Genomic DNA, 21,437 nt, shown 5'->3' on the forward strand with positions numbered 1-21,437 from the left:
GAGGGGCTTTTTTTATTCTTGATCGATTAGATTCAACTTCGAAAGATCTAACTCCGTCCTTTGGTTACGACTGAAATACATCGGGAGGAATTTAAAGCCGAACTTAAAGTCTTTAATCGCATAAGAAGCGCGTGCTACGACCACACTCGAATAGACTTCATCAAAGCCGCTCAGATAAGCTGATATTTCGGGTTGTAGGTTGACGATATCTTTTTGGGATAATCCAAAAAACGGACTGTGCTCATCAATCGGGTGCACCACTGTCCAGTTCAAAACCAAACTATCTACGTGGCTACGCTCTAAGTTTAAATTAAAAAATTGATAGCCCTTGTTTTTCGTCACGATGCGCGCATTCAATCTTACCTCCGCATTCGTTAAAAGGTGATCGTCTTTGTAACAAACCAGGCGAAACATCAAGGCATATCCCTCTTTATACTTCGCATACACCAAGCTCTCCGAAAAGCGAATAAAGGACCTCGGGCGTGAAAAACGACCATATAAAAGACCCGCCGCAATGGCAAACGAAAGGAAACCAATCAAGGATTCTACCGCCGCAATCCAGTTCGTTAACTCACCCACCGGGTTTACTCGACCATACCCTACGGTCGTAAATGTCTGGGTAGAAAAGAAGAATAATTCCTTGATTCTCCCCCAAAAACGCACCTTTTCCACCCCTTCTAAACCCGATGGCCCTGCTAACCAATAGAGCGCTGTAAAGAAGCAATTAATCAGAAAGTAAAAGATGAAAATGATGCTTAGGAAGCGCCAACGAGGCATCGTTAGCATGCTTTGGTATCCACTCGCCCGATCCCGAACGCTGATACCAATTCGTTTGATATTAAAACTCCCGTCCTTGTTGACCATTCGGCCACCCATATCCGAGGTTCTTTCCCCAAAACCCGTGTCTTGATTTACGTTTTCGATCATAGTCAATTAAACAAACCACAATTTAAGCGATGCAATCACTAATACCAAAGCCAAAATCCATTTCACCTTCGTATTCGAGGCAATCGCCGCACCCCACCTAGCTCCTAAAAATCCGCCCACCAGCGAAGCCCCTAACCAATAGATCATTTGGGATTGATCCAAAGGAATCCAGGTTTTCAATCCAGCTAATCCAGAAACGGAGTTCACGAAAATAAACAAGGCAGAAACGGCCGCAGCTTCTTTTAAAGAAGCCCAGCGGAAAAGCAATAAAAGCGGACTCAATATAATACCACCACCTATGCCGATCATTCCTGAAAGTACCCCAATCGCAGATCCAGTAAGTATACCTACTCCTAGGTTTAGTTTTTGCGATGAGTCTTCTTTTAATACGACTACCATTCGAATCACCGCTAAAAACAAACAAGCACCCAGAATCTGTTTGTAGGTTGAATCGTTCAGTGGTATTCGCGCGCCAATAAATGCAAGGGGGATAGACCCCAGGGCGAATGGCCAAAACAGATTCCATTTAAAATAGCCTTGGCGATAAAAAGCAATGAAAGACATCAATGAAACGCCTAAATTCAACAACAAGGCGGTTTGTTTCATCAAGGGGGGAGCGATGGCAAAAAGGGCCATCACCGCTAAATAACCACTAGCCCCTCCGTGTCCTACGGAAGCATACAAGAAGGCCATGATACCCAGCAAAACGATTAATTCCACGCTATTTTCGAAGAGCTAATTGGAAATAAATGAACATCTTTTCCCAGTCCGCCACGCGAATACGTTCTTCCTTAATTCTAGAAGCTGGTAAAGATTTAATTTTCTCAAAAAGTCGAATGTAATACTCATAGGCCAGTAAACAGCCTTTGCGAGCGACGTCAGGCAAGCGGTGAATCCCACGCAAACCCGCATCAAAATCGAGCTGAATATCCGCCTCGATTTCTTTTTTCTCTTCATCTGTGAAGGTCGTGAAATCGATTCCAGGGAAATAAACTCTACCTCGTTCATCGTAATCGGAACGGATATCCCGAAGGAAATTGATTTTTTGGAAAGCAGAACCCAGCGCACACGCATCTTCTTTTAAGGAATCGTATTGCTGCGCATCTCCATCACAGAAAACACGAAGACACATCAGGCCCACCACCTCTGCCGATCCATAAATATATTTTTTGTACTCTTCCGGATTGTAATCACGCTTCGTTAAATCCAACTCCATGGAATACAAAAACGCATCAATTAATTCGCGCTCCATCCCAAACTTGTTCACCGCCCACTGAAACGAATGAAGAATGGGATTTAAACTAATTTTCTCCTCGATCGCCCGGTAGGTATCCTCTCTAAAACGTTGCAATAAAGCGGCTTTATCGTGGCTATGAAAGGTATCGACAATCTCATCTGCTAATCGAACAAAGCCATAAACGGCATAAATAGGATCATGCACTTTTTCATCCAAGGTGCGAATTCCCAGAGAGAAAGAGGTCGAATAAGCTTTCGTTAGCAACTTACTCGAGGCCAGAGAAACCTCTAAATATAAATCCATATTATCCTTTTAATTCTTTATCGACTTCCGTCGCTACCACGATCCCCGAAATCAAGGAAGGAGGAACGCCCGGGCCTGGAACCGTTAATTGTCCTGTATAATACATATTATCCAAGTGCTTATTTTTCAAAGTAGGCTTCAAAATAGCGGTCTGCATCAGCGTATTCGCTAATCCATAGGCATTCCCCTTGTAAGCATGGTAATCTGATTTGAAATCACGGTGCGCATACGAGCGCTTGTATACAATGGAATCACGAATGGAAACGCCACAATGCGCCTCTAAACGATCCATCAATTGCTCAAAATACTTCTCTCTTCCTTCCTCGGTATCTTCTAAATCCGGAGCTACCGGAATTAATAAAAAGATATTTTCACAACCTTCAGGAGCCACCGATGGGTCCGTCACAGAAGGTGCTGAGGCATAAAATAAGGGATCTGAAGGCCAAGCCGGATCCGTGTAAATCTCGTGTGAATGCACCGTGAAATCACGGTCAAAAAACAAGTTATGGTGTTTTAAATTAGGCAAGCGCTTCGAAATACCTAGATAAAATAGGAGCGACGAAGGGGCCATCACGCGCTTGTCCCAATAAGCTTCGTCGTAATTACGCAAACCGTCCCCTAGTAATTCTTCCACGTGGTGATAATCTGCACCTGCCACCACGGCATCTGCTTCGATTAAGCCAGCAGCCGTTTGAACGCCATGTACTTTCCCGTTCTTAATTTCAAAGCCTAGGACCTCCGAATTATAGGCAATCTTCACCCCTTTTTCTTCGGCTAATGCCACCATCCCTTTTACAATGTTGTGCATACCACCCATTGGATACCAGGTACCTAATTTGATTTCAGCATAATTCATTAAGGAATACATCGCAGGTGTATTCTCCGATATCGCTCCTAAAAAGAGGATAGGAAATTCCATCAACTTCAATAAAGTGGGCGAAGTGAAGAATTTGCGAATGTGCTTGTAGAAGGAGGTAAAGACGTCAATTCGTACGGCGTCCACTAACAATTTCAAGCTTAAGAATTCGGTGATTTTACGAGAAGGTTTCCAAACAAATTCCTGAATTCCCACCTTGTATTTATAGGCTGCCTGCTCCATAAAGGAATCTAGCTGAGCCCCAGAACCCGCTTCATAGGATTCAAATAATTTTTTCAAATCAGCATAATTCGCCGGCAAATCAATGGTTTCTGTTTCTGAAAGAATAACAGAATAAGACGGATCTAAGCGAACTAAATCATAATAGTCTGACGGCTTTTTACCAAAGCGACCAAAATAGGTCTCGAAAATATCTGGCATCCAATACCAAGAAGGACCCATGTCGAAGGTAAAACCATCGGATTGAAACACCCGAGCTCTGCCGCCTGCGTGGTCGTTTTTTTCTAGAATTTGGACTTCGTATCCTTTTGTGGCTAGTTCTGTCGCGGCCGAAAGACCGGAAAAACCTGCTCCTATGACGATTACTTTTTTCATACTAAGCTCTAATTTAACAAATATACCAATCTTTCTGAAGGGTGAAGGGCTAAAAAGAAAAAGCCAGATAAAATCTGACTTTTTAACTCCTTCTGTTAACCAAAAAACTAATCAAAACCTATAACATACTTAAGCATACATGTGTAAATGATTTTTCAAATCACGTCTTGCCATAAAGATTCTATTTTTAACCGTTCCGATAGGCAAATCCAATTCTTCAGCGATTTCGTGGTATTTGAAACCCTCGAAATACATCATAAATGGAACGCGGTACATAGCATCGATTTTCGCTAAAGCGGATTGAATGTCTGCACTGATAAAGGAGTTCACTGCCTCATTTTCCTGCAGTGACTCCATTGAGTTGATGAAGTGTAAATTATCTGTTGTGTCGATGAACGTGTTACGGCGCACCATACGTTGGTATTGCGTGATGAAGGTGTTCTTCATGATCGTGAACAACCAAGCCTTCAGGTTAGTCCCATCCTGGTATTTCTCCCGATTGGTAAAAGCCTTTACTAAAGTGTCTTGCACTAAGTCATTCGCGTCGTCTCCGTCTTTCGTCAAACGCAAAGCGAATGGGCGTAAAAACTTCGAAAACGTGCCTATTTGGTAAGTAAACTCTAAAGCTGTCATATTCCTGAGTGATTTTGTTCAACAAATTTATAAAAAGATTAAACAAAACAAATATTTTGTTTAAAAAATTTTAAAAAAGTTTAAACAAAAATTTTGTAGCCTTAAGATGTCTATTCATCGACATATCGAATGCATTCATCTTTTAGGCTTTGCCCGATTCGCAAAAAAGCACTTTTTAGCCTATCTTTAAGCCCTATTATCCCTATGAGATACTTAATTATCCTTTTCGTATTCCTTTCATTCAGCAACTTTGCGCAGACCTCCTGTCATTGTTCGCTGAAGGGAATTGTGGCTTCAAAAGAGCGCAAAGAAAAGGTTCCAGGTGCTTATGTCTATATAAAAGGCACAAATAAAGCCACGGTCACAGATGCCAATGGCTTATTTCTGATCAAGGATTTATGTCCAGGAAAATATACCTTGGTTTGTCAAATGGCGAGTTTTGACCCCATTGAGACCACCATTAACCTCACCGATGAGCACGAAGAAGATTTTGAATTGAGTGCACATGATGAACATTTACAAGAAGTATTTGTTCAAGGAAGAAAGCAAGAAATTACCTCCCAACTCAAAACACAGTTGTCTCAGGAAGAGCGGTCTCAACGAGACGGCTTGTCTTTGGGCGAAATGCTGAAGGGATTAACGGGAGTTCAAAGCTTACAAACGGGTAGCTCCATTTCAAAACCCGTCATTCACGGATTACATTCCAGTCGCGTGATCATATTAAATCAGGGAGTTAGACAAGAGGGCCAAAACTGGGGCAGCGAACATGCTCCCGAAATCGACCCCTTTGTTTCTAAAAACATTCAAGTAATCAAGGGCCCAGGCGGCTTGCGCTATGGGGGCGATGCCATTGGAGGAATCGTCATGCTAGAGCCGGATGCGCTGCCTGATACATCCGCCCTTCATGGTTCAATTCAAAGTATTTATTTTACCAATGGTCGTCAAGGGGTGGTTTCTGGGCTTTTGGAGGGAGGTATTCCGAAGGCCAAAGGCTGGGGATGGCGCGTGCAAGGCACCTTGAAAGACGGAGGAAATGTACAAACGGCTGACTATTACCTCAGCAATACAGGCGTAAAGGAGGAAAATGTCTCCTTGGGTTTTGGGTATAAATCGAATCACTTGGGGGCGGATTTATTTTTAAGTCGCTTCCATAATGTGATTGGCATCTATGAAGGTTCTCACATTGGAAACATCGCTGATTTAGAGAATTCAATTGCAAGAAGCAGGCCATTAGCTGCTTTCACTCCTAAAGAGTTTAGTCGAAGAATTGAACGACCGAATCAAGATATTTGGCATGATTTAGGAAAAATCAAGGCTTACTACCACTTGGCCTCTATGGCTACCTTGCGTGCAACTGTGGCTGCCCAATCAGACGAGCGTTGGGAATTAGATGTGTTGAGAGCTGGGAAAAATATTAATACGCTTCGCTTTAATTTGGATACGCATAGTGGCGAATTTCTGTACGATGAAACGAATACAAATAAGCTGTGGAAAGGGCAATTCGGGTTTACTTTCTTAGACCAGGGAAACATTACTTCTGGCAATCGAGTGCAAAATCCAACGCTAACAACCAGTTTACTTCCGAACTATAGTCTTCAAAATATTGGTATTTTTGCGCTGGAAAGACGTGCGACAGAAAAATGGGAGTTCGAGGCGGGCTTTCGTTTTGATGTGAAAGAAATCGAGACGCACCGACCTAAGATCAACTTTTCGCCTATCATTCTCCGCAAGAACAATTCCTTCGATGGATGGTCTGGAAGCTTAGCCTATACCTACCATTGGAATCTGGTAGCTAAATCTCAAATTACGGTATCACGCGCTTTCAGAGCCCCGGGAGCGAACGAATTATTCTCCAATGGAGTGCATCACGGTGCTGGAGCCTATGAGATTGGCGACCCGAATCTAAAAGGGGAGTCAGCGGTTAACCTGAGTTTCAGCACAAATTTCAAACCAGAAAGATGGGATATCGAGCTAGGATTGTACTCAAATCAGATTCATAACTTCATTTATTTAAAACCTGAGGTGTTAAATGGTGCGGCTGTTTATGCCACAACGGTTCGCGGCGTATTCCCGATCTTTAGTTACCAACAGGTGAATGCCCGTTTTCAAGGGATTGATTTTCAAGCGGGATACCTGTTGACGCCGCGCTTGTCGATCCAACAGAAAACGAGCATCGTTCGCGCTTTTGATACAGAGAATGATCAATTCTTAGTGGGGATTCCAGCAGATCGTTTTGAATATATTGCGCGTTATGCCTTCAAAAAATACAACCAATATGTGAGCGCGGGCTTAACGCAAGTAGCGAAACAAAATCGTGTGGAACCAGGATCTGATTACGCGAACCCTCCAGCAGGCTATTTTCTAATGAATGTCAATTGGGGAATTAATCTGCACACATTCGAGTTGAACCTGCGAATTTCAAATGCCTTGAATGCGGCATACCGCGACTATCTGAATCGATTCCGCTATTATGCAGACGATCAAGGACGCAATATCAGCCTGAAACTAGGGTATCATTTCTAGCGACGAAGCCAGGATTCTGGGTTTTGGCGCACCGTATTTTTCCAAACCTGGAAGTTTATCTCTGCCGTTCCATCGTCATCCGAAGCGACCGATCCAATAAGCTGACCTGTTCTCACGCGCGTCCCCACACTCACTGACACGTTCGCCAGTTTACTGTATACCGTGAAGTAATCACCGTGTTGAATCGCGACTACCATGTTAATACCTGGAATATTCACCACGGATTGCACCACCCCATCATACACCGAATGAACCGGCGAACCTGGGGAAGTTTGAATATCAATTCCGTTATTATTGATCATCACCCCTTTCAATAACGGGTGTTTGTGAACTCCGAAATGATCCGAAATAAAACCAGACGGCACTGGGAATGGCATTCTACCCCGCAGCGCAGCAAAGGAACTAGCTAATTTCGCCTCATCCGCATTCATGTAATAGGTATTACTTTCGATCTTTTTCTCCTCCACTGGAGCTGGAGCTGGTTCGGCTTTTGGTGCTTTTTTCGTTTCAGCCACCACGGTTTTCTTCTCTTCTTTTGCCGAAGCCTCTTTCTTCTCTGACGATTTCTCTGACGGTTTCTCCGCGACAATCTTTGTAGTCTCTCCCTTCTTCAACACAGGCAACACGGGCTTTGCTACTTCTACCTTCTTTACCTGACGTGCCTGACGAAGCTTTCGCTCCCTTTCAATACTTTTTTGGATTTCCCGTTGTACGATTCCTGCGATCAAATTATCCAATTTACGAACCGCTAACTTCTTACGTTCTAACTCCGTTTTTAATTTCTTTTCTTGCTGCGTTAAAACCGTCACCACTTTATCCTCCTTCGTTTTCAGCACCTCTAATTTCTTCTTCTCCCCTTCCTTTTCCACTAATACTTTCTTCTCCTCCTGTTTCTTATAAACGACTTTTTGCTCCTGCGTCATTAAATCCTGACGTGTCTTGTAAATTAAATCAGCCTGCTTCTTCCGATTCGCTGAATAATGACGTAGATAATCAAAGCGACGAACGAACTCGCCTAAATCATTCGATAACAAAAGAAAACTCATCTTATTGTAGACCGTAGATGTCTTTTGGGCTTCATAAATCATCAAAGCATATTCCTTCTTCAAACGCTCTAATTTCGCTTTCAACACATCCCCCTCTTCGCGCAATTTTTCAGCCTCCTCCGCTAAGATTTGCTGGTTTTGCTCGAGTACCGAGATTTGCTTTTTCTGAACTCCGATTTGCTCCTTTAAGACATTCAATTTTCCAAGCGATGCATTTTTCTTTTTCGACGTACGCGAGATGATGGAATTTAGCTCCTTGATTTTGGATAAATTATCTTTCTTCTGTTGCTCTAATGCGGCTTTTTTGTCCGTCTGAGCAATGGAATTAAACGCGAATAAAAAACTGACTATAAAAACGAAATATCTCAAGGTGTTAATTCTTTAATAGTTTAGCGGGTACTTTAAATGGGAATTCCAAAGGGGTATCTAGCAATTCCACTTTGGAATATTTAATCGTGATCAAGGTTTGATTGACTTGATTCTGTTTGTTCTTAACGTCTAACGTAATCGAACTGGAGAAAGGGAAAAGTGCAGAATTCAGCGTGGCAAAATCCTCGTAATCCAAGGTCATTTTATTCGAAGAAGGTACATCGCTCACCGATAATTTCTTTAGTTTGCGATTAGGACCCACCCAATTATTGACTTCCACGTGCCCCTCTTGTTGTTTAACTAAGAAGTTTTCATTTTCGCGAACCACGCGGCGCGTGTTATTTTTCTTGTAAGGTTGATTGCCCACGATCATGTTTTGGAGCAAATCGTAGGACACTTTAAATCCTAGACTCGTACTTAAACTATCGTAGGTCAAATTCGTGTATTCGTTATTAATCTTGTGGTAGAACTGCACCCGATCCTTTGTGAATAAAACCGCAGCCCCGGAGATCATAGAAACCGAAATATTTGCCCAGATGACAGAGTCCTTCTTCATCCGGATATCGACGATGTAATTATCGGTATTGTTTTTTGTCTTCCAAACGACCTTCGACTTCGCCTTTAAATAGGTAAAACTCAAGTCATCTGAAGCGGATTGTTGATCTAGGTTTTCGGCTGGAGGAGCCACCACTACTGGTGTCGAATCCACCCGAATGGTATCGGTTTTGACCTCCTGAATCACGGCCACTGTCGCCTTAGGAGCGCAGGCGCCTAACAGAAACAAGAAAACAAGACCGTAAATACTCCGCATAGAAATGGGTATGAATATTCAAAAATAGCTCAATTTTCGGGAATTTGACGCATCTGAATCTTTTTATCTACAGATTGCCTGCCTGGTTCTAAACGAAGCGCCTCCTTCCAGGCCTCCACGGCTTTATCCACTAGTTTCAAGCGAAAAAGCACATCGCCATAATGTTCCCACAAAGTAGCCGACACATTTTCTCGGTCTTTCAGCGCGGCCTCCATCGCCACGCGAGCTTCTGGATATCTTTTCAGTTCGTATAAAACCCAAGCCCGCGTGTCTAAATAAGTGCCATTGCGCGGGTGATCCGCAACTAATCGAGCAGATAGCGAATCCGCTAGGGCTAATTTCTCTTTTCGAATCGAGAGGAAATAACTGTAATTATTGAGCACGTGATCGTCTTTGGGATTTGCTTTCAAGGCCTTATCGAAGGCGGCATCGGATGCGGCATTATTTCCCAATGCTTGGTAAGCGTCCCCTAAAATCGGATACACCCAGGCTGCCATGTGCGGGTAATTTTCAAGCGCCTCTTGGGCATGCGCCACTACTTGATCCTTTTGATTTAATTCCCAATCTAATTGAATAATGCGCACCCACAATTCCTCCTGCACGGAGCCTAAATCGGCTGCTTTTAAATAATAGGCTTTTTTCTCTGCAAGGTCTTTACTATCGTCTCCTTTCGACAAGAATACGAATTGCTTCACTCGGATCATATCCGGTTCTCCATCGAGGCGATGGTCATCGTAGGCTAAGAGCTTTTCGAAACAGTCTAACGCCTTTTTGAATTCTTTATTCGCTAAGAGCAAGTCCCCATAGAGCACCCCGTAATCGAAGGAATAAGGAGATAATAGGTGTGCCTTTTCGGCGTTAGTGCGGGCAGATGTGAGTTGTTTTTCGGCGAGGTAGCTTTTGGCCAAATAATAAAAAACCGCCGGCTCCTGGGTTTGCACCTTCGCCAGTTTCTCGAAAACCAAAATCGCCTCCGTAAAATCCTCCTTCATGTAAGCGCGCATCCCGTCGACCATCAAGTCTTCTGATTGCGCCTGCATTTGGAAAAACCCACCTAGAAGTATGATCAAATAAGCGAGTTTCCGAATCATGCGATTTAGGCTACGGTGACGTTCACGAATAAATTAGACTCATCAAAGGTAATTTCAGTAGAAGCCGAATCCACCCATTCTAAACTCAAGGCTTGCACCTCTTGCGAAATGTAGGACTTGAATTCATTCAAGCTAGCTGTCCACTCTTCGTCAGAACGCTGCACTTGGATGTTTATTTTATCGGTCACATCGAAACCAGAATCTTTACGCAGGTTTTGGATACGGTTCACGAACTCACGCGCATTTCCTTCGCGCACTAATTCTGACGTCAAGGTATTATCTAACGCAATCGTTAATCCACCTTCACTCGCCGTTAAATATCCTGGCATATCCTCTGTCAAGATTTCAATATCCGCAAGTGCAATCTCAAACCCTTGAATTTTCGCTGAACCAGCTGACTCGATTGCTGCTAAATCCTCCGAAGACATGCCCGTAATCGCCTCCGCAACCACTTTCATATCTTTCCCAAACTTAGGACCTAAGGCCTTGAAATTAGGCTTCACCTTCTTGTTCAATACACCAGATGCGTCGTTCAAGTAATTGACCTCCTTCACGTTGACTTCTGATTTGATCAGATCTTCCACGCGGCGGATTTGATCTCTTACTGACTCTTGCAATACCGGCACTAAGACCTGTGCTAAAGGCTGACGCACTTTCAAACGGTGTACTTTACGAATCGAGTGAACGAGTGAACAAATACCTTGCGCTAATTCCATCGAGGTTTCTAAAGCCGGGTTTTGAAGGCTCGGATTAACTTTCACAAAATGCGTCAAGTGAACCGATTCTTTGCCCGTCAAATTCTTGTATAACCACTCTCCGTAGAACGGCGCAATAGGCGACATTAACTGCGCAACCGTCTCTAAACAATGGTATAAAGTCTCATAAGCCGCTTGTTTATCTGCATTAATTGCCTGGTTAGCCGTTTCCGGATTCCAGAAGCGACGGCGTGACAAGCGAACATACCAGTTAGACAAATGATCACATACGAAATCTTGGATCGCACGACCTGCTTTGGTAGGCTCATACGTCTCGAATGACTCGTCCACCTCCACAATCAAATTCATTAATTTAGATAGAATCCAACGGTCTAATTCCGTCAAATCTTCCTCTTTAATGCCCTTGGACACGAATCCATCCAGGTTCGCATACATCGCGAAGAAATTATAGGTATTGGTCAGGGTGCCAAAGAATTTGTTTCGCACCTCCGTAATCCCAGCTAAATCAAATTTCAAGTTATCCCAAGGCTGCGCGTTGGTAATCATGTACCAGCGCGTAGGATCGGCTCCGTAACTCTTCAACGTTTCGAATGGATCAATAGCGTTGCCTAATCGCTTAGACATTTTGTTTCCATTCTTATCTAGTACTAATCCCGTCGAAACGACATTCTTGAATGCCACAGAATCCTCCACCATGCTCGAAATAGCGTGCAAAGTAAAGAACCAACCACGCGTTTGATCCACCCCTTCCGAGATGAAATCCGCCGGATAACTCTGCTTAAATATATCTTGATTTTCGAATGGATAATGCCATTGTGCAAACGGCATCGCACCCGAATCGAACCAAACGTCAATCAAATCCAATTCACGTGTCAACACATTTCTAGTCGCAGAAAGCAAGAATACCTCATCCACAAATGGACGGTGTAAGTCTGCTTCTCCAGCCGCTAATGCCTGTAAAAAGGCTGCATTACCTTTCTTCTGAACGTCAGACAGAGCCCCTGAAGCCTGCGCCTTTTCGATCTCCTCTTTCAATTGATCTAGTGAACCGATGCAGATTTCTTCCGAACCATCCTCTGTCCGCCAGATAGGCAATGGCGTACCCCAATAGCGCGAACGAGACAAGTTCCAATCCACTAAGTTCTCTAACCAGTTTCCGAAACGTCCTGTTCCCGTCGACTCTGGTTTCCACTGAATCGTCTTATTTAAGGCAATTAATTTATCTTTTACTGCCGTCGTCTTGATGAACCAAGAGTCTAATGGATAATATAAAACGGGCTTATCCGTTCTCCAGCAGTGTGGATACGGGTGATCAAATTTCTGTACGTTGAAGGCTTTGTTCTCCGTCTTCAATTGAATCGCAATGCGCTCATCCACAGACAGGTACTTATCGCGACCTTGCTTCACGCGCTCCGCTTCTTTCTCCTCGTCGGTTAAATAAGCTTCTTTTACGGGTTCCAAAGCGTAGTCCGTCACCTGAGCCACGAAACGGCCTTGGCGATTCACTAATGGCACTTCTTTGCCATTTTCGTCCGTGATTAAAAGGGCAGGGATGCCGTTTTGGGCAGCGACTCTAAAGTCATCCGCACCGAAAGTCGGCGCCGTATGCACCATACCCGTTCCGTCTTCAGTCGTCACGAAGTCGCCTAAGATCACGCGAAAAGCGGGAGCTGATGGCTGAACATAAGGCATTAATTGCTCGTATTCCACTCCTTCTAAATCGGAACCTTTGCAGGTCGCAACAATCTCATATGGAATGGCTTGTGGCTTTTTCTCAGCAGCTTCATAAGCAGCGAAATCGCCGTTTTCTGCAGCTGACTGGAAATAATTTTTGACTAAGTCTTTGGCTAACACCACATATACCGAAACATAGGTATAGGGATTAAAAGTCTTCACTAAGACGTAAGAAATGTTCTTTCCAGCCGTCAAAGCCGTATTCGAAGGCAAAGTCCAGGGGGTCGTCGTCCAAGCTAATAAATAGACGGGTGCATCGCCTGAGGCCTTAAATAAGAACTCTGATTTAGCATTCTTGATCGCCTTAAACTGCGCTGTTAAAGAGGTATCCTTCACATCGCGGTAGCAACCCGGCTGGTTTAATTCGTGGGACGATAAACCTGTTCCCGCTGCCGGAGAATAGGGCTGAATCGTATACCCTTTGTATAATAATCCTTGGTCGTATAGACGCTTCAATAAGTTCCAAACACTCTCAATATAATTCGCCTGGTAGGTCACATAGGGGTTTTCGAGATCCACCCAATAGCCCATTTTCTCCGTCAAATTATTCCACTGATCCGTGAATTTCATCACCGTCTCACGGCACTTTTTATTGTATTCTTCGACCGAAATCGTCTTGCCAATATCTTCTTTTGTAATGCCTAATTCCTTCTCCACCTGCAATTCCACCGGTAAACCGTGTGTATCCCAGCCCCCTTTACGCTTCACCTGCTTGCCTTTCAAAGTTTGGTAACGGCAGAAAATATCTTTAATCGCCCGTGCCATCACGTGGTGAATACCCGGAGTTCCGTTTGCAGAAGGAGGTCCTTCAAAAAACGTAAACGTAGGCTGTCCTTCTCTAGTCGAGATGGATTTTTCAAAGATGTTATTCGCGTTCCAGAAATCTAGAATTTCATCTGCCAAAACGGCGTAATCTAAATTTTTGTATTCCTTAAAGCTCACAGACGTGTGGGGTTAAATTGAAAAAATCGGCAAAATTGAGGCAAAAATACAAAATTATACCGAACATCTCACGTGAAGATTTGTATTCTGAAAGCAAATCCCTAGGTTTGAATATGAAGAAGGCGGAGATCCGAAAAATAGTCACAGCTGAACGATCGCAATTAAGCGAGCAAGCCTGCGCTGATCGCGAAGCAGCCATCCTTTCTTACTTACGCCCCCTACTCAGTGAGGGCTCGATTATCGCTAGTTTCAAAGCCATCCCGCATCGAAAAGAGATCAGTTTAGATTCGCTCGAAGGCTCCTTTGCTTTCCCCCGGGTGACTTCAGAAGTCGCAGGCACCATGGAAATGGTTTATTCAGACCAGTTCGCGAATTCGCGCTGGGGAATCCCTGAACCTATTGGGGGTCACGTCGTGGAGCCCACTGAGTTCGATGTGGTGCTCATCCCCTTGCTAGCCTTTGATGTAAAGGGTCACCGAGTAGGTTATGGCAAAGGATTTTATGATCGGTATTTAGCCGCTTGTAGACCGGATTGCCTGAAAATAGGCATTAGTTTTTTTGATTCCTTGGCGTCCATCGATGATGTGGAAGCGCACGATATTGCCCTGGATATGGCCATTTGCCCCACTCAGGTCTACGATTTTCGCTAATTTTCCTTTCGATTCCCCATTTTAAGCCCTAATTTTGCAGGCTATCATCCCAAATTTACTTTGAAAATCAGGAGTTTACTTTTCTTTCTGTTGATCGCTTCTAGCAGTGCTATGGCGCAGGAAAAGAGATTAATCCCGATTGAGGAGGTATCTGGGGTGTGGAGCAGAAAGTTTATGTACAACAGGCAGTTGATTGACCATCCTTTGGCCCTGCAAATCCCTTTAATGGAGGCCAAAGACCCAGAAATCAATGTTGAATTCTTGAAATTCAAACGCCAACGTAAACTTTCTAGCTGGTTAGCCGGTTTCTCTACTGTGTTCGCTTTTTCTACTTATTTGAGTAAAGGAAGCATATCAGAAGGCTTTTACTGGTCAGCGGTGGGTGGCGTAGCTTTGGCAAACGTCTACATCGGAACCATTAGCAATAGACACTTCAACAACGCATTAAAACGATATAACGAATTGAGTAAGGCCCAAATGGGCATTAGAGTAGGCTCGGAAGGGTCTGTAGGTATTGGAATCACTTATAAATTAAAATAGAATGAAAGTTGCAGTTGTAGGCGCCACTGGACTAGTAGGCGGAGAAATTTTGAAAGTATTAGCGGAAAGAAATTTTCCTGTTACGGAGTTAATCCCGGTAGCATCCGAGCGTTCGATCGGTAAAAAGGTGAATTTTAAAGGCCAAGACTTCACGGTAGTAGGTTATGAGACTGCAATCTCCATGAAACCTAACGTGGCTATTTTCTCTGCAGGTGGAAGCAGCTCTTTAGAAATGGCTCCTAAATTTGCCGCAGCCGGCATCACGGTAGTAGACAACTCGTCTGCCTGGCGTATGGATCCGACGAAAAAATTAGTCGTTCCAGAAATCAATGCAAGCACTTTAACAGCAGAAGATAAAATCATTGCAAACCCGAATTGCTCGACCATCCAAATGGTAGTCGTGTTAAATCCTTTGCACAAGAAATACAAAATCAAGCGTGTAGTCGTTTCCACTTACCAGTCTGTCACAGGAACGGGAAAGGCAGCGGTCGATCAATTATTCGATGAGCGCGCTGGAAAAACGGATTACGCGAAAGTGTATCCACACAAAATCGACTTAAACGTATTGCCTCACATCGATGTTTTCCAAGACAATGGCTACACGAAAGAGGAGATGAAAATGATTTTAGAGACCAATAAAATCATGATGGACGATTCGATCAAAGTAACTGCCACGACGGTTCGTATCCCTACGATTGGCGGTCACTCGGAGGCTGTGAACATCGAATTCGAAAATGACTTCGATTTAGCGGAGGTTCGTGCGATTTTAGAAAAAGAAGAAGGAATTATCGTTCAAGATGATCCTAAAAACGTACTATATCCGATGCCGATCACTGCACATGGAAAAGATGAGGTTTTCGTAGGTCGTATCCGCCGTGATGAGTCCCAAAAGAACACCTTGAATCTGTGGATCGTTGCTGACAACTTGCGTAAAGGGGCAGCTACGAATGCGGTTCAAATTGCTGAATACTTAGCAGCAAATCACTTGATCTAAGATGACTAGACTCAGCGTCAATATCAATAAAATTGCCACCTTGCGTAACTCGCGAGGTGGCAATAATCCAGACCTGATTCAGGTGGCTTTGGATTGTGAACGTTTTGGCGCACAAGGAATTACGGTTCATCCCCGTCCGGATGAGCGTCACATACGCTACGCGGATGTGTATGCATTAAAAGAGCACGTTACGACGGAGTTTAATATCGAAGGCAATCCGATGGAGGCCTCTTTCGTTGAATTAGTTTTAGCGGTGAAACCTGAGCAGGTAACTTTAGTTCCAGATGCGTTAGGCCAAATCACTTCCAACCACGGCTGGGATACCATTCAACACCAAGAATTATTGAAGCGCCTGATCGCTCCTTTCAAAGAGGCCGGCATTCGCACTTCCATCTTCGTAGACCCCGTCTTAGAAATGGTCGAAGCGGCTGCCACCACAGGAACGGACCGCATCGAATTATACACAGAACCTTACGCGACGGAATTCCCGACGAATCCAACACAGGCCGTAGCCTCTTACCGAAAAGCAGCTTTCAAAGCACATCAAATCGGATTAGGCATCAACGCCGGCCATGATTTAAGTCTAGAGAATTTAGCTTTTTTCGCAGCGAATGTGAATCCTTTGGACGAAGTTTCCATCGGCCACGCGCTCATTTGCGATGCGCTCTATTACGGCTTAGAGAATACGATTCAACTCTACCGCAGACAACTAAAATAAAAAAAGGGGCTTCGATATCTACCGAAGCCCCTTTTTTATGATTTTATAAATTACTCAACGTCACCTGTTAGTACAACTGCACCACCAGCAACCGATAATTTAATCGTCTTTACTTTACCAGCTGCACGACCAAAGGTAATCTCAGCTTCGTAGCCTTGCAATGTTGCAGCAAAGGTATCTGGAGTAGAAGCTGGTGTCAAAACCGCTCCTTCACCTGGATTAGCATCTGACGCGATTAATAATTTGCCATCTTTCGCTGTCACAATCATCTTCTTCACGTACTCATTGTCAGCCATCTTGAAGGTAGCTGCATACTCAGATGTTCCAGCTGCTGCTGCACCTTCCTTCACACCTTCCAAAGTTTGACCTTGAGCTTCAATTTTTAATTTAGTTACGGCACCACCTTCACGTGTGAAAACGATATCGCCACCCATTCCACCTAAGACAAACGCATCCGCTTTTGCACCTGGCGTTAATTCTGTATCCGGAAATCCTTCGGCAGACATGATTAATTTACCCTCTTTATCCGCTAATTTTAACACTTTCACGTAAGGGTTATCGCTCATCTTGTATTCGCCAGCATAATCAGAGGCTTTTTGAGCATTTGAAACGAAGGCCAAACAAGTCAGGGCCAATGCTGACACAATAGAACGTAGATTTTTCATTTTTCTTTAAAGTTTAGGGTACCAAAATTAAGGATAAAAACGAGCTTCCAAATTTTGTCACAATTTTTTATTCAAAAATTAATACAATTTTGTTTTTCCAAAGAAAACTTCAATATTGCGTCACAAACAATTCGCCCATTTAGACCCTATTGCATGAGATAAACCTCTACGTTAACCATTTTACTTTTTTATGAGCAAAATACCCGTTAACGATGCAGCGTTAATTTCCGCATACATCCAAGGTGATTCAAAGGCATTTGAGACGCTACTTCAACGCAGTAAATCAAAAGTTTATACGACTATTTACCTCATTGTAAAAGACCGCTACATTGCGGAGGATCTTTTGCAGGAGACCTACATTAAGGCACTCGATGTCATCAACCAAGGTAAATACAATGAGGAAGGCAAATTCCTTCCCTGGATTGTTCGCATAGCCCACAATATGGCCATCGATCACTTCCGGAAAGAGAAGCGTTATCCCAAAATTGTGTTAGATGATGGCTCGCCACTATGGAACAGTTTTCAATTTGCAGAAGAAAGTTCTGAGGACAAACAATTAAAAGAAGATTTGATCGTTAATATCAGGGACTTGATAAAAAAACTTCCAGATGAGCAGCGCGATGTGCTTGTGATGCGCCATTATGAAGAATTAAGCTTCCAAGAAATCGCTGATTTAACCCATGTTAGTATTAATACCGCACTAGGGCGCATGCGGTATGCGCTCATTAACCTGCGGAAAATGTTAGAGAAACAAAACCTTGCCTATGACAAAAAACTCTACCCCGAATGACCTGATTAAACACCTTTATGAGCCTGAAGCAGGGTTCCAGCAAACATTAAATGAAGATGAGAAGCAAGAGCTGACTCATTTAAAACAGGTCCAAAACTTGCTGAACACGGCTTATATGGAGCCCTCCGAAAGGAGTCTGGAGAAAATTCTCGAACACGCTCGTCAGAGTAAAAAGCCCCTAGCACACTAGGGGCTTTTTTATTCAAAAAATCTCGCTAATTTTAACAAAAATCAGACCCTATGGACGCCGTAAAAGTTGACCTATTCATCATGACACATGCGAAGAGTTTTGAAACGCATCAATTGTCATTTATCAGAGAACAGCTGTTAGCCTTGGATAATTCTGCCTGGGTCATGTTACAGCATGTTCCTATTAAAGATCCGGTTCTCAGCCTTATTGTTTCCATCGTGGGTGGTCACTTTGGAATAGATCGCTTTCTGATCGGTGATATTGGTTTAGGTTTTGCCAAACTGCTCACTTGTGGAGGATTAGGTATTTGGACCATCGCAGATTGGTTCTTCATCATGGATGCAACACGTGCTAGAAACTTAACTAGATTACACCCCTATTTAGTCTAATGAGCAGAAATCAGCTCTATTTTACCATTCTTATTGCCTGCGCTACTGGATTTATTTATTTGTGGACAGGTATAGGTTTTAGCTGTTTTTTCAAAAGCCTTACCGGAATTCCCTGTCCAGCCTGTGGAACGACTCGCTTCATTCAGGGCGATTTCATACAGGGCAATCCGTTTGGAATCTTCGTGGGTGCTGCATTTTTATTGCCTATAGGCGTAGTTATTGACTTTCTACGTGGAGGAGATCGCGTTTTTAGGGCGTATCTTTGGGCAGAAGATAAGTGCCGACAGCCCTTGAATGCGGCTTTGCTGATTGCGCTAGTGGTATTGAATTGGATTTGGACGATATATAAAGGTTTATAATGTTAAAGAAGGAGCGATTTAAGGCTTTTGTGGATCATTTTTCTAGTCACTTTCCGGAGGCGGAAACCGAACTGCATTACACGAATCCCTTTGAACTTTTAGTGGCCGTTGTTTTATCTGCACAGTGCACGGATAAGCGGATTAACCAGGTCACTCCTGCCCTATTCAAACGTTTTCCGGATGCAAAATCTCTAGCTGAATCGAGCGTCGAAGAGATTTTCTCCTACATTCGTTCCGTTTCTTATCCGAATAATAAAGCGAAACATCTTTTAGGTTTAGGCCAAAAAATCACCGACCAATTCGCCGGCGAAGTACCCGAAACGATAGAGGACCTTCAAAGTCTTCCCGGCGTGGGTCGTAAAACCGCGAACGTCATTGCGTCAGTCATTTATAATCAACCTGCCATGGCCGTGGATACCCATGTTTTTAGGGTTTCTCAGCGCTTAGGTTTGGTTCCTAAAACGGCGAACACCCCCTTGAAAGTCGAGATGGTGCTGATCAAACACTTGCCCGATGAAGTCATCGCCACTGCGCATCATTGGCTAATCCTACACGGACGTTATGTCTGCCTAGCGAGAACGCCGCAATGTGCAAAATGCGACATCACGCATTTCTGCGCCTTTTATCAGAAAAATAACAAGGCATGAGCAGTATAGAAATTCTAGCCATCATTGCCTCATTAGCCGGTGTTATCCTAAGCATGGGACGCAAAAGCCTAGCTTGGCTTTGTAATATCTTAGCATCTGGGCTCTATGGTTATATTTTCTGGCAAAGCGGCCTGTATTCCGATATGGAATTACAAGGTTTTTTCATCCTGATGGCTGCCTATGGTTGGTGGAATTGGTCGCAATCTGAAGCGGATTGGAAACCTGAAAAGTCTCCCTATTTGCCGCTTTTAAAGGGATTAATGATTGCGCTACTTTTCGGTGCAGGATCTGGTTACCTACATTTGCTCTATTTTCCTTCGGTAAGTTTCCCCTACCTAGATGCAACTCTAACAGGCTTAAGCATTTACGGCACCTGGCTAGCTACGAAACGCAAAATCGAGAACTGGATTGTCTGGATGATCGTCGATTTCGCTTATGTGGGCATGTATCTTTCCAAAGGATTGTGGGGGACTGCTGTTCTGTATGGCGTCTTTATTCTTTTGGCCGTCAAAGGCTACGTCGATTGGCATAAGCAACTGAAAGACAGGGCTTAAAAAATTGTCAGAGATTTTATCTTAAATCCTACCTTATTAAGCTTAGCCTTTTTATATTTGCGGATTGGTAAAGACTACAATTTAGATAGATTTATGGCAACCGAAGAAAAACAAAGATACTCTGCCGAAGAATTAAAAGAGTTTGAACAAATTATCCGTGCTAAATTAGATGATACGAATGCTGAGTTAAAGTATTTAAGAGAATCACTAAGTAAGAAAAACGACACAGGGACAGACGCGACATCCGGAAACTCGAAAGTGATGGAAGATGGAGCAGATACGGCGGAGAAAGAAAATCTTAATCAGCTAGCTGTTCGTCAACAAAAGTTCGCGAAGAACTTGGAAAATGCCTTAATGCGCATTAAAAACGGAACTTACGGCGTTTGTATTGATTCAGGGAAGTTGATTTCCAAAGAACGTTTACGTTTAGTACCGCACACGCAACACTCGATTGAAGCGAAGTTAAAGCAAAAATAGCATGGGTTTTTTCGAAAACAACCGCCTAATAGAATTGATAACCGATTACCTCAAAACTCAATTTGAGATCGTCAAGTTAGATATTCAAGAGAAATTGGAAGAAATCTTCATCCGGATTTTCAAGTTATTCCTCGTGGCGACTGGTTTTGGAATCACCCTATTTTTCCTTCTTTTAGGTGGATCTGAATGGATCAATGAAGCTTTAGAAAGCCATTTCATCGGCTACTTTATCGTGGCTGCCATCATCGGCGTAGCTAGTTTATTTCTTTTCTTATCCTTAAAACCCCGCGAAAATGAGTCAGAATAAAGAGAAGAGAGCGGAATTAGAAATCCAAGCTGCCGCTATTGAAGAACAATTAACAGAAACTGTTACCGAATACAAGAAGATAGGCAATCAAATGCTCATCGCAGGAGGAATCTTTGCAGGCGGCTATTTGTTGTACTCTATGTTCTCTGGATCTAAGAAAAAAGGATCCTTCGTGGGCGATGCCATTAAATCCTATGCCTTAGCCCTAGCACTATCTTATGCAAAGGACCTATTAGTTGATTACCTAGCCTCACTAGAGCAAGAAACTGAAACTGTAGAGGAAACCTCTTCGGAAAAAGCCTAGCCCTCCTTCGGACTATCGACTCCGGACTAAGTGACTAGCGACTAGCGACT

The 21,437-nt window shown here is 43.5% G+C and carries 23 protein-coding genes; 13 read left to right on the forward strand and 10 right to left on the reverse strand.

Annotation, left to right across the window (positions count from 1 at the left end; genetic code table 11):
- Nucleotides 1-12 precede the first annotated feature (12 nt).
- The 5 genes from V7S74_RS04685 to V7S74_RS04705 form a co-directional block, all read right to left on the reverse strand.
- Nucleotides 13-927, reverse strand: coding sequence for an ion channel (locus V7S74_RS04685; protein WP_406777601.1), 915 nt, complete (start codon nucleotides 925-927; stop codon nucleotides 13-15).
- A 6-nt stretch (nucleotides 928-933) separates the two neighbouring features.
- On the reverse strand, nucleotides 934-1,647 hold the full coding sequence (locus tag V7S74_RS04690) for a sulfite exporter TauE/SafE family protein (RefSeq protein WP_406777602.1): 714 nt from the start codon (nucleotides 1,645-1,647) through the stop codon (nucleotides 934-936).
- Nucleotide 1,648: 1 nt separating this feature from the next.
- The gene (locus V7S74_RS04695) at nucleotides 1,649-2,467 is read right to left on the reverse strand and encodes a phytoene/squalene synthase family protein (RefSeq protein WP_406777603.1); all 819 of its coding nucleotides are present in this window, start codon (nucleotides 2,465-2,467) and stop codon (nucleotides 1,649-1,651) included.
- 1 nt (nucleotide 2,468) lies between these two features.
- Complete coding sequence (locus V7S74_RS04700) at nucleotides 2,469-3,938, reverse strand: phytoene desaturase family protein (RefSeq protein ID WP_406777604.1); 1,470 nt, start codon at nucleotides 3,936-3,938, stop codon at nucleotides 2,469-2,471.
- Between the two features lie 129 nt (nucleotides 3,939-4,067).
- Nucleotides 4,068-4,571: an RNA polymerase sigma factor gene (locus tag V7S74_RS04705; RefSeq protein WP_406777605.1), complete on the reverse strand. Its 504-nt coding sequence runs from the start codon at nucleotides 4,569-4,571 to the stop codon at nucleotides 4,068-4,070.
- A 204-nt stretch (nucleotides 4,572-4,775) separates the two neighbouring features.
- On the opposite strand from V7S74_RS04705, the gene V7S74_RS04710 reads away from it, so the two are divergent.
- A complete protein-coding gene (locus tag V7S74_RS04710; RefSeq protein WP_406777606.1) occupies nucleotides 4,776-7,094 on the forward strand; it encodes a TonB-dependent receptor in 2,319 nt (772 codons plus the stop codon).
- Here V7S74_RS04710 and V7S74_RS04715 read toward each other — a convergent pair.
- The 4 genes from V7S74_RS04715 to ileS are packed head-to-tail and all read right to left on the reverse strand — an operon-like array spanning nucleotide 7,091 to nucleotide 13,803.
- On the reverse strand, nucleotides 7,091-8,509 hold the full coding sequence (locus tag V7S74_RS04715) for a murein hydrolase activator EnvC family protein (protein ID WP_406777607.1): 1,419 nt from the start codon (nucleotides 8,507-8,509) through the stop codon (nucleotides 7,091-7,093). The genes V7S74_RS04710 and V7S74_RS04715 overlap by 4 nt on opposite strands.
- A gap of 4 nt (nucleotides 8,510-8,513) precedes the next feature.
- Complete coding sequence (gene lolB1 / locus V7S74_RS04720) at nucleotides 8,514-9,320, reverse strand: lipoprotein insertase outer membrane protein LolB1 (RefSeq protein WP_406777608.1); 807 nt, start codon at nucleotides 9,318-9,320, stop codon at nucleotides 8,514-8,516.
- 29 nt (nucleotides 9,321-9,349) lie between these two features.
- Nucleotides 9,350-10,411 carry a tetratricopeptide repeat protein gene (locus V7S74_RS04725; RefSeq protein WP_406777609.1) on the reverse strand — a complete coding sequence of 354 codons (1,062 nt, stop codon included), beginning with the start codon at nucleotides 10,409-10,411 and terminating at the stop codon, nucleotides 9,350-9,352.
- A 5-nt stretch (nucleotides 10,412-10,416) separates the two neighbouring features.
- Nucleotides 10,417-13,803 (reverse strand): isoleucine--tRNA ligase, encoded by a 3,387-nt coding sequence (gene ileS / locus V7S74_RS04730; RefSeq protein ID WP_406777610.1) that lies wholly within the window; start codon nucleotides 13,801-13,803, stop codon nucleotides 10,417-10,419.
- 35 nt (nucleotides 13,804-13,838) lie between these two features.
- On the opposite strand from ileS, the gene V7S74_RS04735 reads away from it, so the two are divergent.
- Genes V7S74_RS04735 through V7S74_RS04750 form a run of 4 tightly spaced genes read left to right on the forward strand, consistent with a single transcriptional unit; the run spans nucleotide 13,839 to nucleotide 16,705 of the window.
- Nucleotides 13,839-14,453 carry a 5-formyltetrahydrofolate cyclo-ligase gene (locus V7S74_RS04735; RefSeq protein ID WP_406777611.1) on the forward strand — a complete coding sequence of 205 codons (615 nt, stop codon included), beginning with the start codon at nucleotides 13,839-13,841 and terminating at the stop codon, nucleotides 14,451-14,453.
- Between the two features lie 60 nt (nucleotides 14,454-14,513).
- Nucleotides 14,514-14,993: a hypothetical protein gene (locus V7S74_RS04740; RefSeq protein WP_406777612.1), complete on the forward strand. Its 480-nt coding sequence runs from the start codon at nucleotides 14,514-14,516 to the stop codon at nucleotides 14,991-14,993.
- A gap of 1 nt (nucleotide 14,994) precedes the next feature.
- On the forward strand, nucleotides 14,995-15,987 hold the full coding sequence (locus tag V7S74_RS04745) for an aspartate-semialdehyde dehydrogenase (protein ID WP_406777613.1): 993 nt from the start codon (nucleotides 14,995-14,997) through the stop codon (nucleotides 15,985-15,987).
- Nucleotide 15,988: 1 nt separating this feature from the next.
- The gene (locus V7S74_RS04750; RefSeq protein ID WP_406777614.1) at nucleotides 15,989-16,705 is read left to right on the forward strand and encodes a pyridoxine 5'-phosphate synthase; all 717 of its coding nucleotides are present in this window, start codon (nucleotides 15,989-15,991) and stop codon (nucleotides 16,703-16,705) included.
- Nucleotides 16,706-16,755: 50 nt separating this feature from the next.
- On the opposite strand, the gene V7S74_RS04755 is transcribed toward V7S74_RS04750, so the two are convergent.
- On the reverse strand, nucleotides 16,756-17,370 hold the full coding sequence (locus V7S74_RS04755; RefSeq protein WP_406777615.1) for a hypothetical protein: 615 nt from the start codon (nucleotides 17,368-17,370) through the stop codon (nucleotides 16,756-16,758).
- A 190-nt stretch (nucleotides 17,371-17,560) separates the two neighbouring features.
- Here V7S74_RS04755 and V7S74_RS04760 point away from each other — a divergent pair, with 190 nt between their 5' ends.
- The 8 genes from V7S74_RS04760 (at nucleotide 17,561) to V7S74_RS04795 (ending at nucleotide 21,387) form a co-directional block, all read left to right on the forward strand.
- Entirely contained in the window at nucleotides 17,561-18,160 is a 600-nt protein-coding gene (locus V7S74_RS04760) for an RNA polymerase sigma factor (RefSeq protein ID WP_406777616.1), read from the forward strand.
- A gap of 240 nt (nucleotides 18,161-18,400) precedes the next feature.
- Nucleotides 18,401-18,739 (forward strand): TM2 domain-containing protein, encoded by a 339-nt coding sequence (locus V7S74_RS04765; RefSeq protein WP_406777617.1) that lies wholly within the window; start codon nucleotides 18,401-18,403, stop codon nucleotides 18,737-18,739.
- Nucleotides 18,739-19,098 carry a DUF2752 domain-containing protein gene (locus V7S74_RS04770; protein WP_406777618.1) on the forward strand — a complete coding sequence of 120 codons (360 nt, stop codon included), beginning with the start codon at nucleotides 18,739-18,741 and terminating at the stop codon, nucleotides 19,096-19,098. Before V7S74_RS04765 ends, V7S74_RS04770 begins: the two co-directional genes overlap by 1 nt.
- The gene (gene nth / locus V7S74_RS04775; protein ID WP_406777619.1) at nucleotides 19,098-19,745 is read left to right on the forward strand and encodes an endonuclease III; all 648 of its coding nucleotides are present in this window, start codon (nucleotides 19,098-19,100) and stop codon (nucleotides 19,743-19,745) included. The genes V7S74_RS04770 and nth overlap by 1 nt, the downstream gene beginning before the upstream one ends.
- Nucleotides 19,742-20,299: a nicotinamide riboside transporter PnuC gene (pnuC, locus tag V7S74_RS04780; RefSeq protein ID WP_406777620.1), complete on the forward strand. Its 558-nt coding sequence runs from the start codon at nucleotides 19,742-19,744 to the stop codon at nucleotides 20,297-20,299. The genes nth and pnuC overlap by 4 nt, the downstream gene beginning before the upstream one ends.
- 93 nt (nucleotides 20,300-20,392) lie before the next feature.
- Entirely contained in the window at nucleotides 20,393-20,776 is a 384-nt protein-coding gene (locus V7S74_RS04785; protein ID WP_406777621.1) for a TraR/DksA family transcriptional regulator, read from the forward strand.
- 1 nt (nucleotide 20,777) lies between these two features.
- Nucleotides 20,778-21,083, forward strand: a complete 306-nt coding sequence (locus V7S74_RS04790; RefSeq protein ID WP_406777622.1) for a hypothetical protein — start codon at nucleotides 20,778-20,780, stop codon at nucleotides 21,081-21,083.
- A complete protein-coding gene (locus tag V7S74_RS04795) occupies nucleotides 21,070-21,387 on the forward strand; it encodes a hypothetical protein (RefSeq protein ID WP_406777623.1) in 318 nt (105 codons plus the stop codon). Before V7S74_RS04790 ends, V7S74_RS04795 begins: the two co-directional genes overlap by 14 nt.
- The last annotated feature ends 50 nt before the right edge of the window (nucleotides 21,388-21,437 follow it).

Source organism: Aquirufa novilacunae (assembly GCF_045310505.1).
GTDB lineage: Bacteria > Bacteroidota > Bacteroidia > Cytophagales > Spirosomataceae > Aquirufa > Aquirufa novilacunae.

Bases quoted from the DNA above. Each gene is read 5' to 3' on its own strand.
- V7S74_RS04750 (WP_406777614.1), top strand. From the start codon at position 15,989: ATGACTAGACTCAGCGTCAATATCAATAAAATTGCCACCTTGCGTAAC.
- V7S74_RS04785 (WP_406777621.1), top strand. From the start codon at position 20,393: ATGGCAACCGAAGAAAAACAAAGATACTCTGCCGAAGAATTAAAAGAG.
- V7S74_RS04765 (WP_406777617.1), top strand. From the start codon at position 18,401: ATGGACGCCGTAAAAGTTGACCTATTCATCATGACACATGCGAAGAGT.
- V7S74_RS04695 (WP_406777603.1), bottom strand. From the start codon at position 2,467: ATGGATTTATATTTAGAGGTTTCTCTGGCCTCGAGTAAGTTGCTAACG.
- V7S74_RS04770 (WP_406777618.1), top strand. From the start codon at position 18,739: ATGAGCAGAAATCAGCTCTATTTTACCATTCTTATTGCCTGCGCTACT.
- V7S74_RS04685 (WP_406777601.1), bottom strand. From the start codon at position 927: ATGATCGAAAACGTAAATCAAGACACGGGTTTTGGGGAAAGAACCTCG.
- V7S74_RS04710 (WP_406777606.1), top strand. From the start codon at position 4,776: ATGAGATACTTAATTATCCTTTTCGTATTCCTTTCATTCAGCAACTTT.
- lolB1 (WP_406777608.1), bottom strand. From the start codon at position 9,320: ATGCGGAGTATTTACGGTCTTGTTTTCTTGTTTCTGTTAGGCGCCTGC.
- nth (WP_406777619.1), top strand. From the start codon at position 19,098: ATGTTAAAGAAGGAGCGATTTAAGGCTTTTGTGGATCATTTTTCTAGT.
- pnuC (WP_406777620.1), top strand. From the start codon at position 19,742: ATGAGCAGTATAGAAATTCTAGCCATCATTGCCTCATTAGCCGGTGTT.
- V7S74_RS04725 (WP_406777609.1), bottom strand. From the start codon at position 10,411: ATGATTCGGAAACTCGCTTATTTGATCATACTTCTAGGTGGGTTTTTC.
- V7S74_RS04745 (WP_406777613.1), top strand. From the start codon at position 14,995: ATGAAAGTTGCAGTTGTAGGCGCCACTGGACTAGTAGGCGGAGAAATT.
- V7S74_RS04760 (WP_406777616.1), top strand. From the start codon at position 17,561: ATGAGCAAAATACCCGTTAACGATGCAGCGTTAATTTCCGCATACATC.
- V7S74_RS04755 (WP_406777615.1), bottom strand. From the start codon at position 17,370: ATGAAAAATCTACGTTCTATTGTGTCAGCATTGGCCCTGACTTGTTTG.
- V7S74_RS04790 (WP_406777622.1), top strand. From the start codon at position 20,778: ATGGGTTTTTTCGAAAACAACCGCCTAATAGAATTGATAACCGATTAC.
- V7S74_RS04705 (WP_406777605.1), bottom strand. From the start codon at position 4,571: ATGACAGCTTTAGAGTTTACTTACCAAATAGGCACGTTTTCGAAGTTT.
- V7S74_RS04700 (WP_406777604.1), bottom strand. From the start codon at position 3,938: ATGAAAAAAGTAATCGTCATAGGAGCAGGTTTTTCCGGTCTTTCGGCC.
- V7S74_RS04795 (WP_406777623.1), top strand. From the start codon at position 21,070: ATGAGTCAGAATAAAGAGAAGAGAGCGGAATTAGAAATCCAAGCTGCC.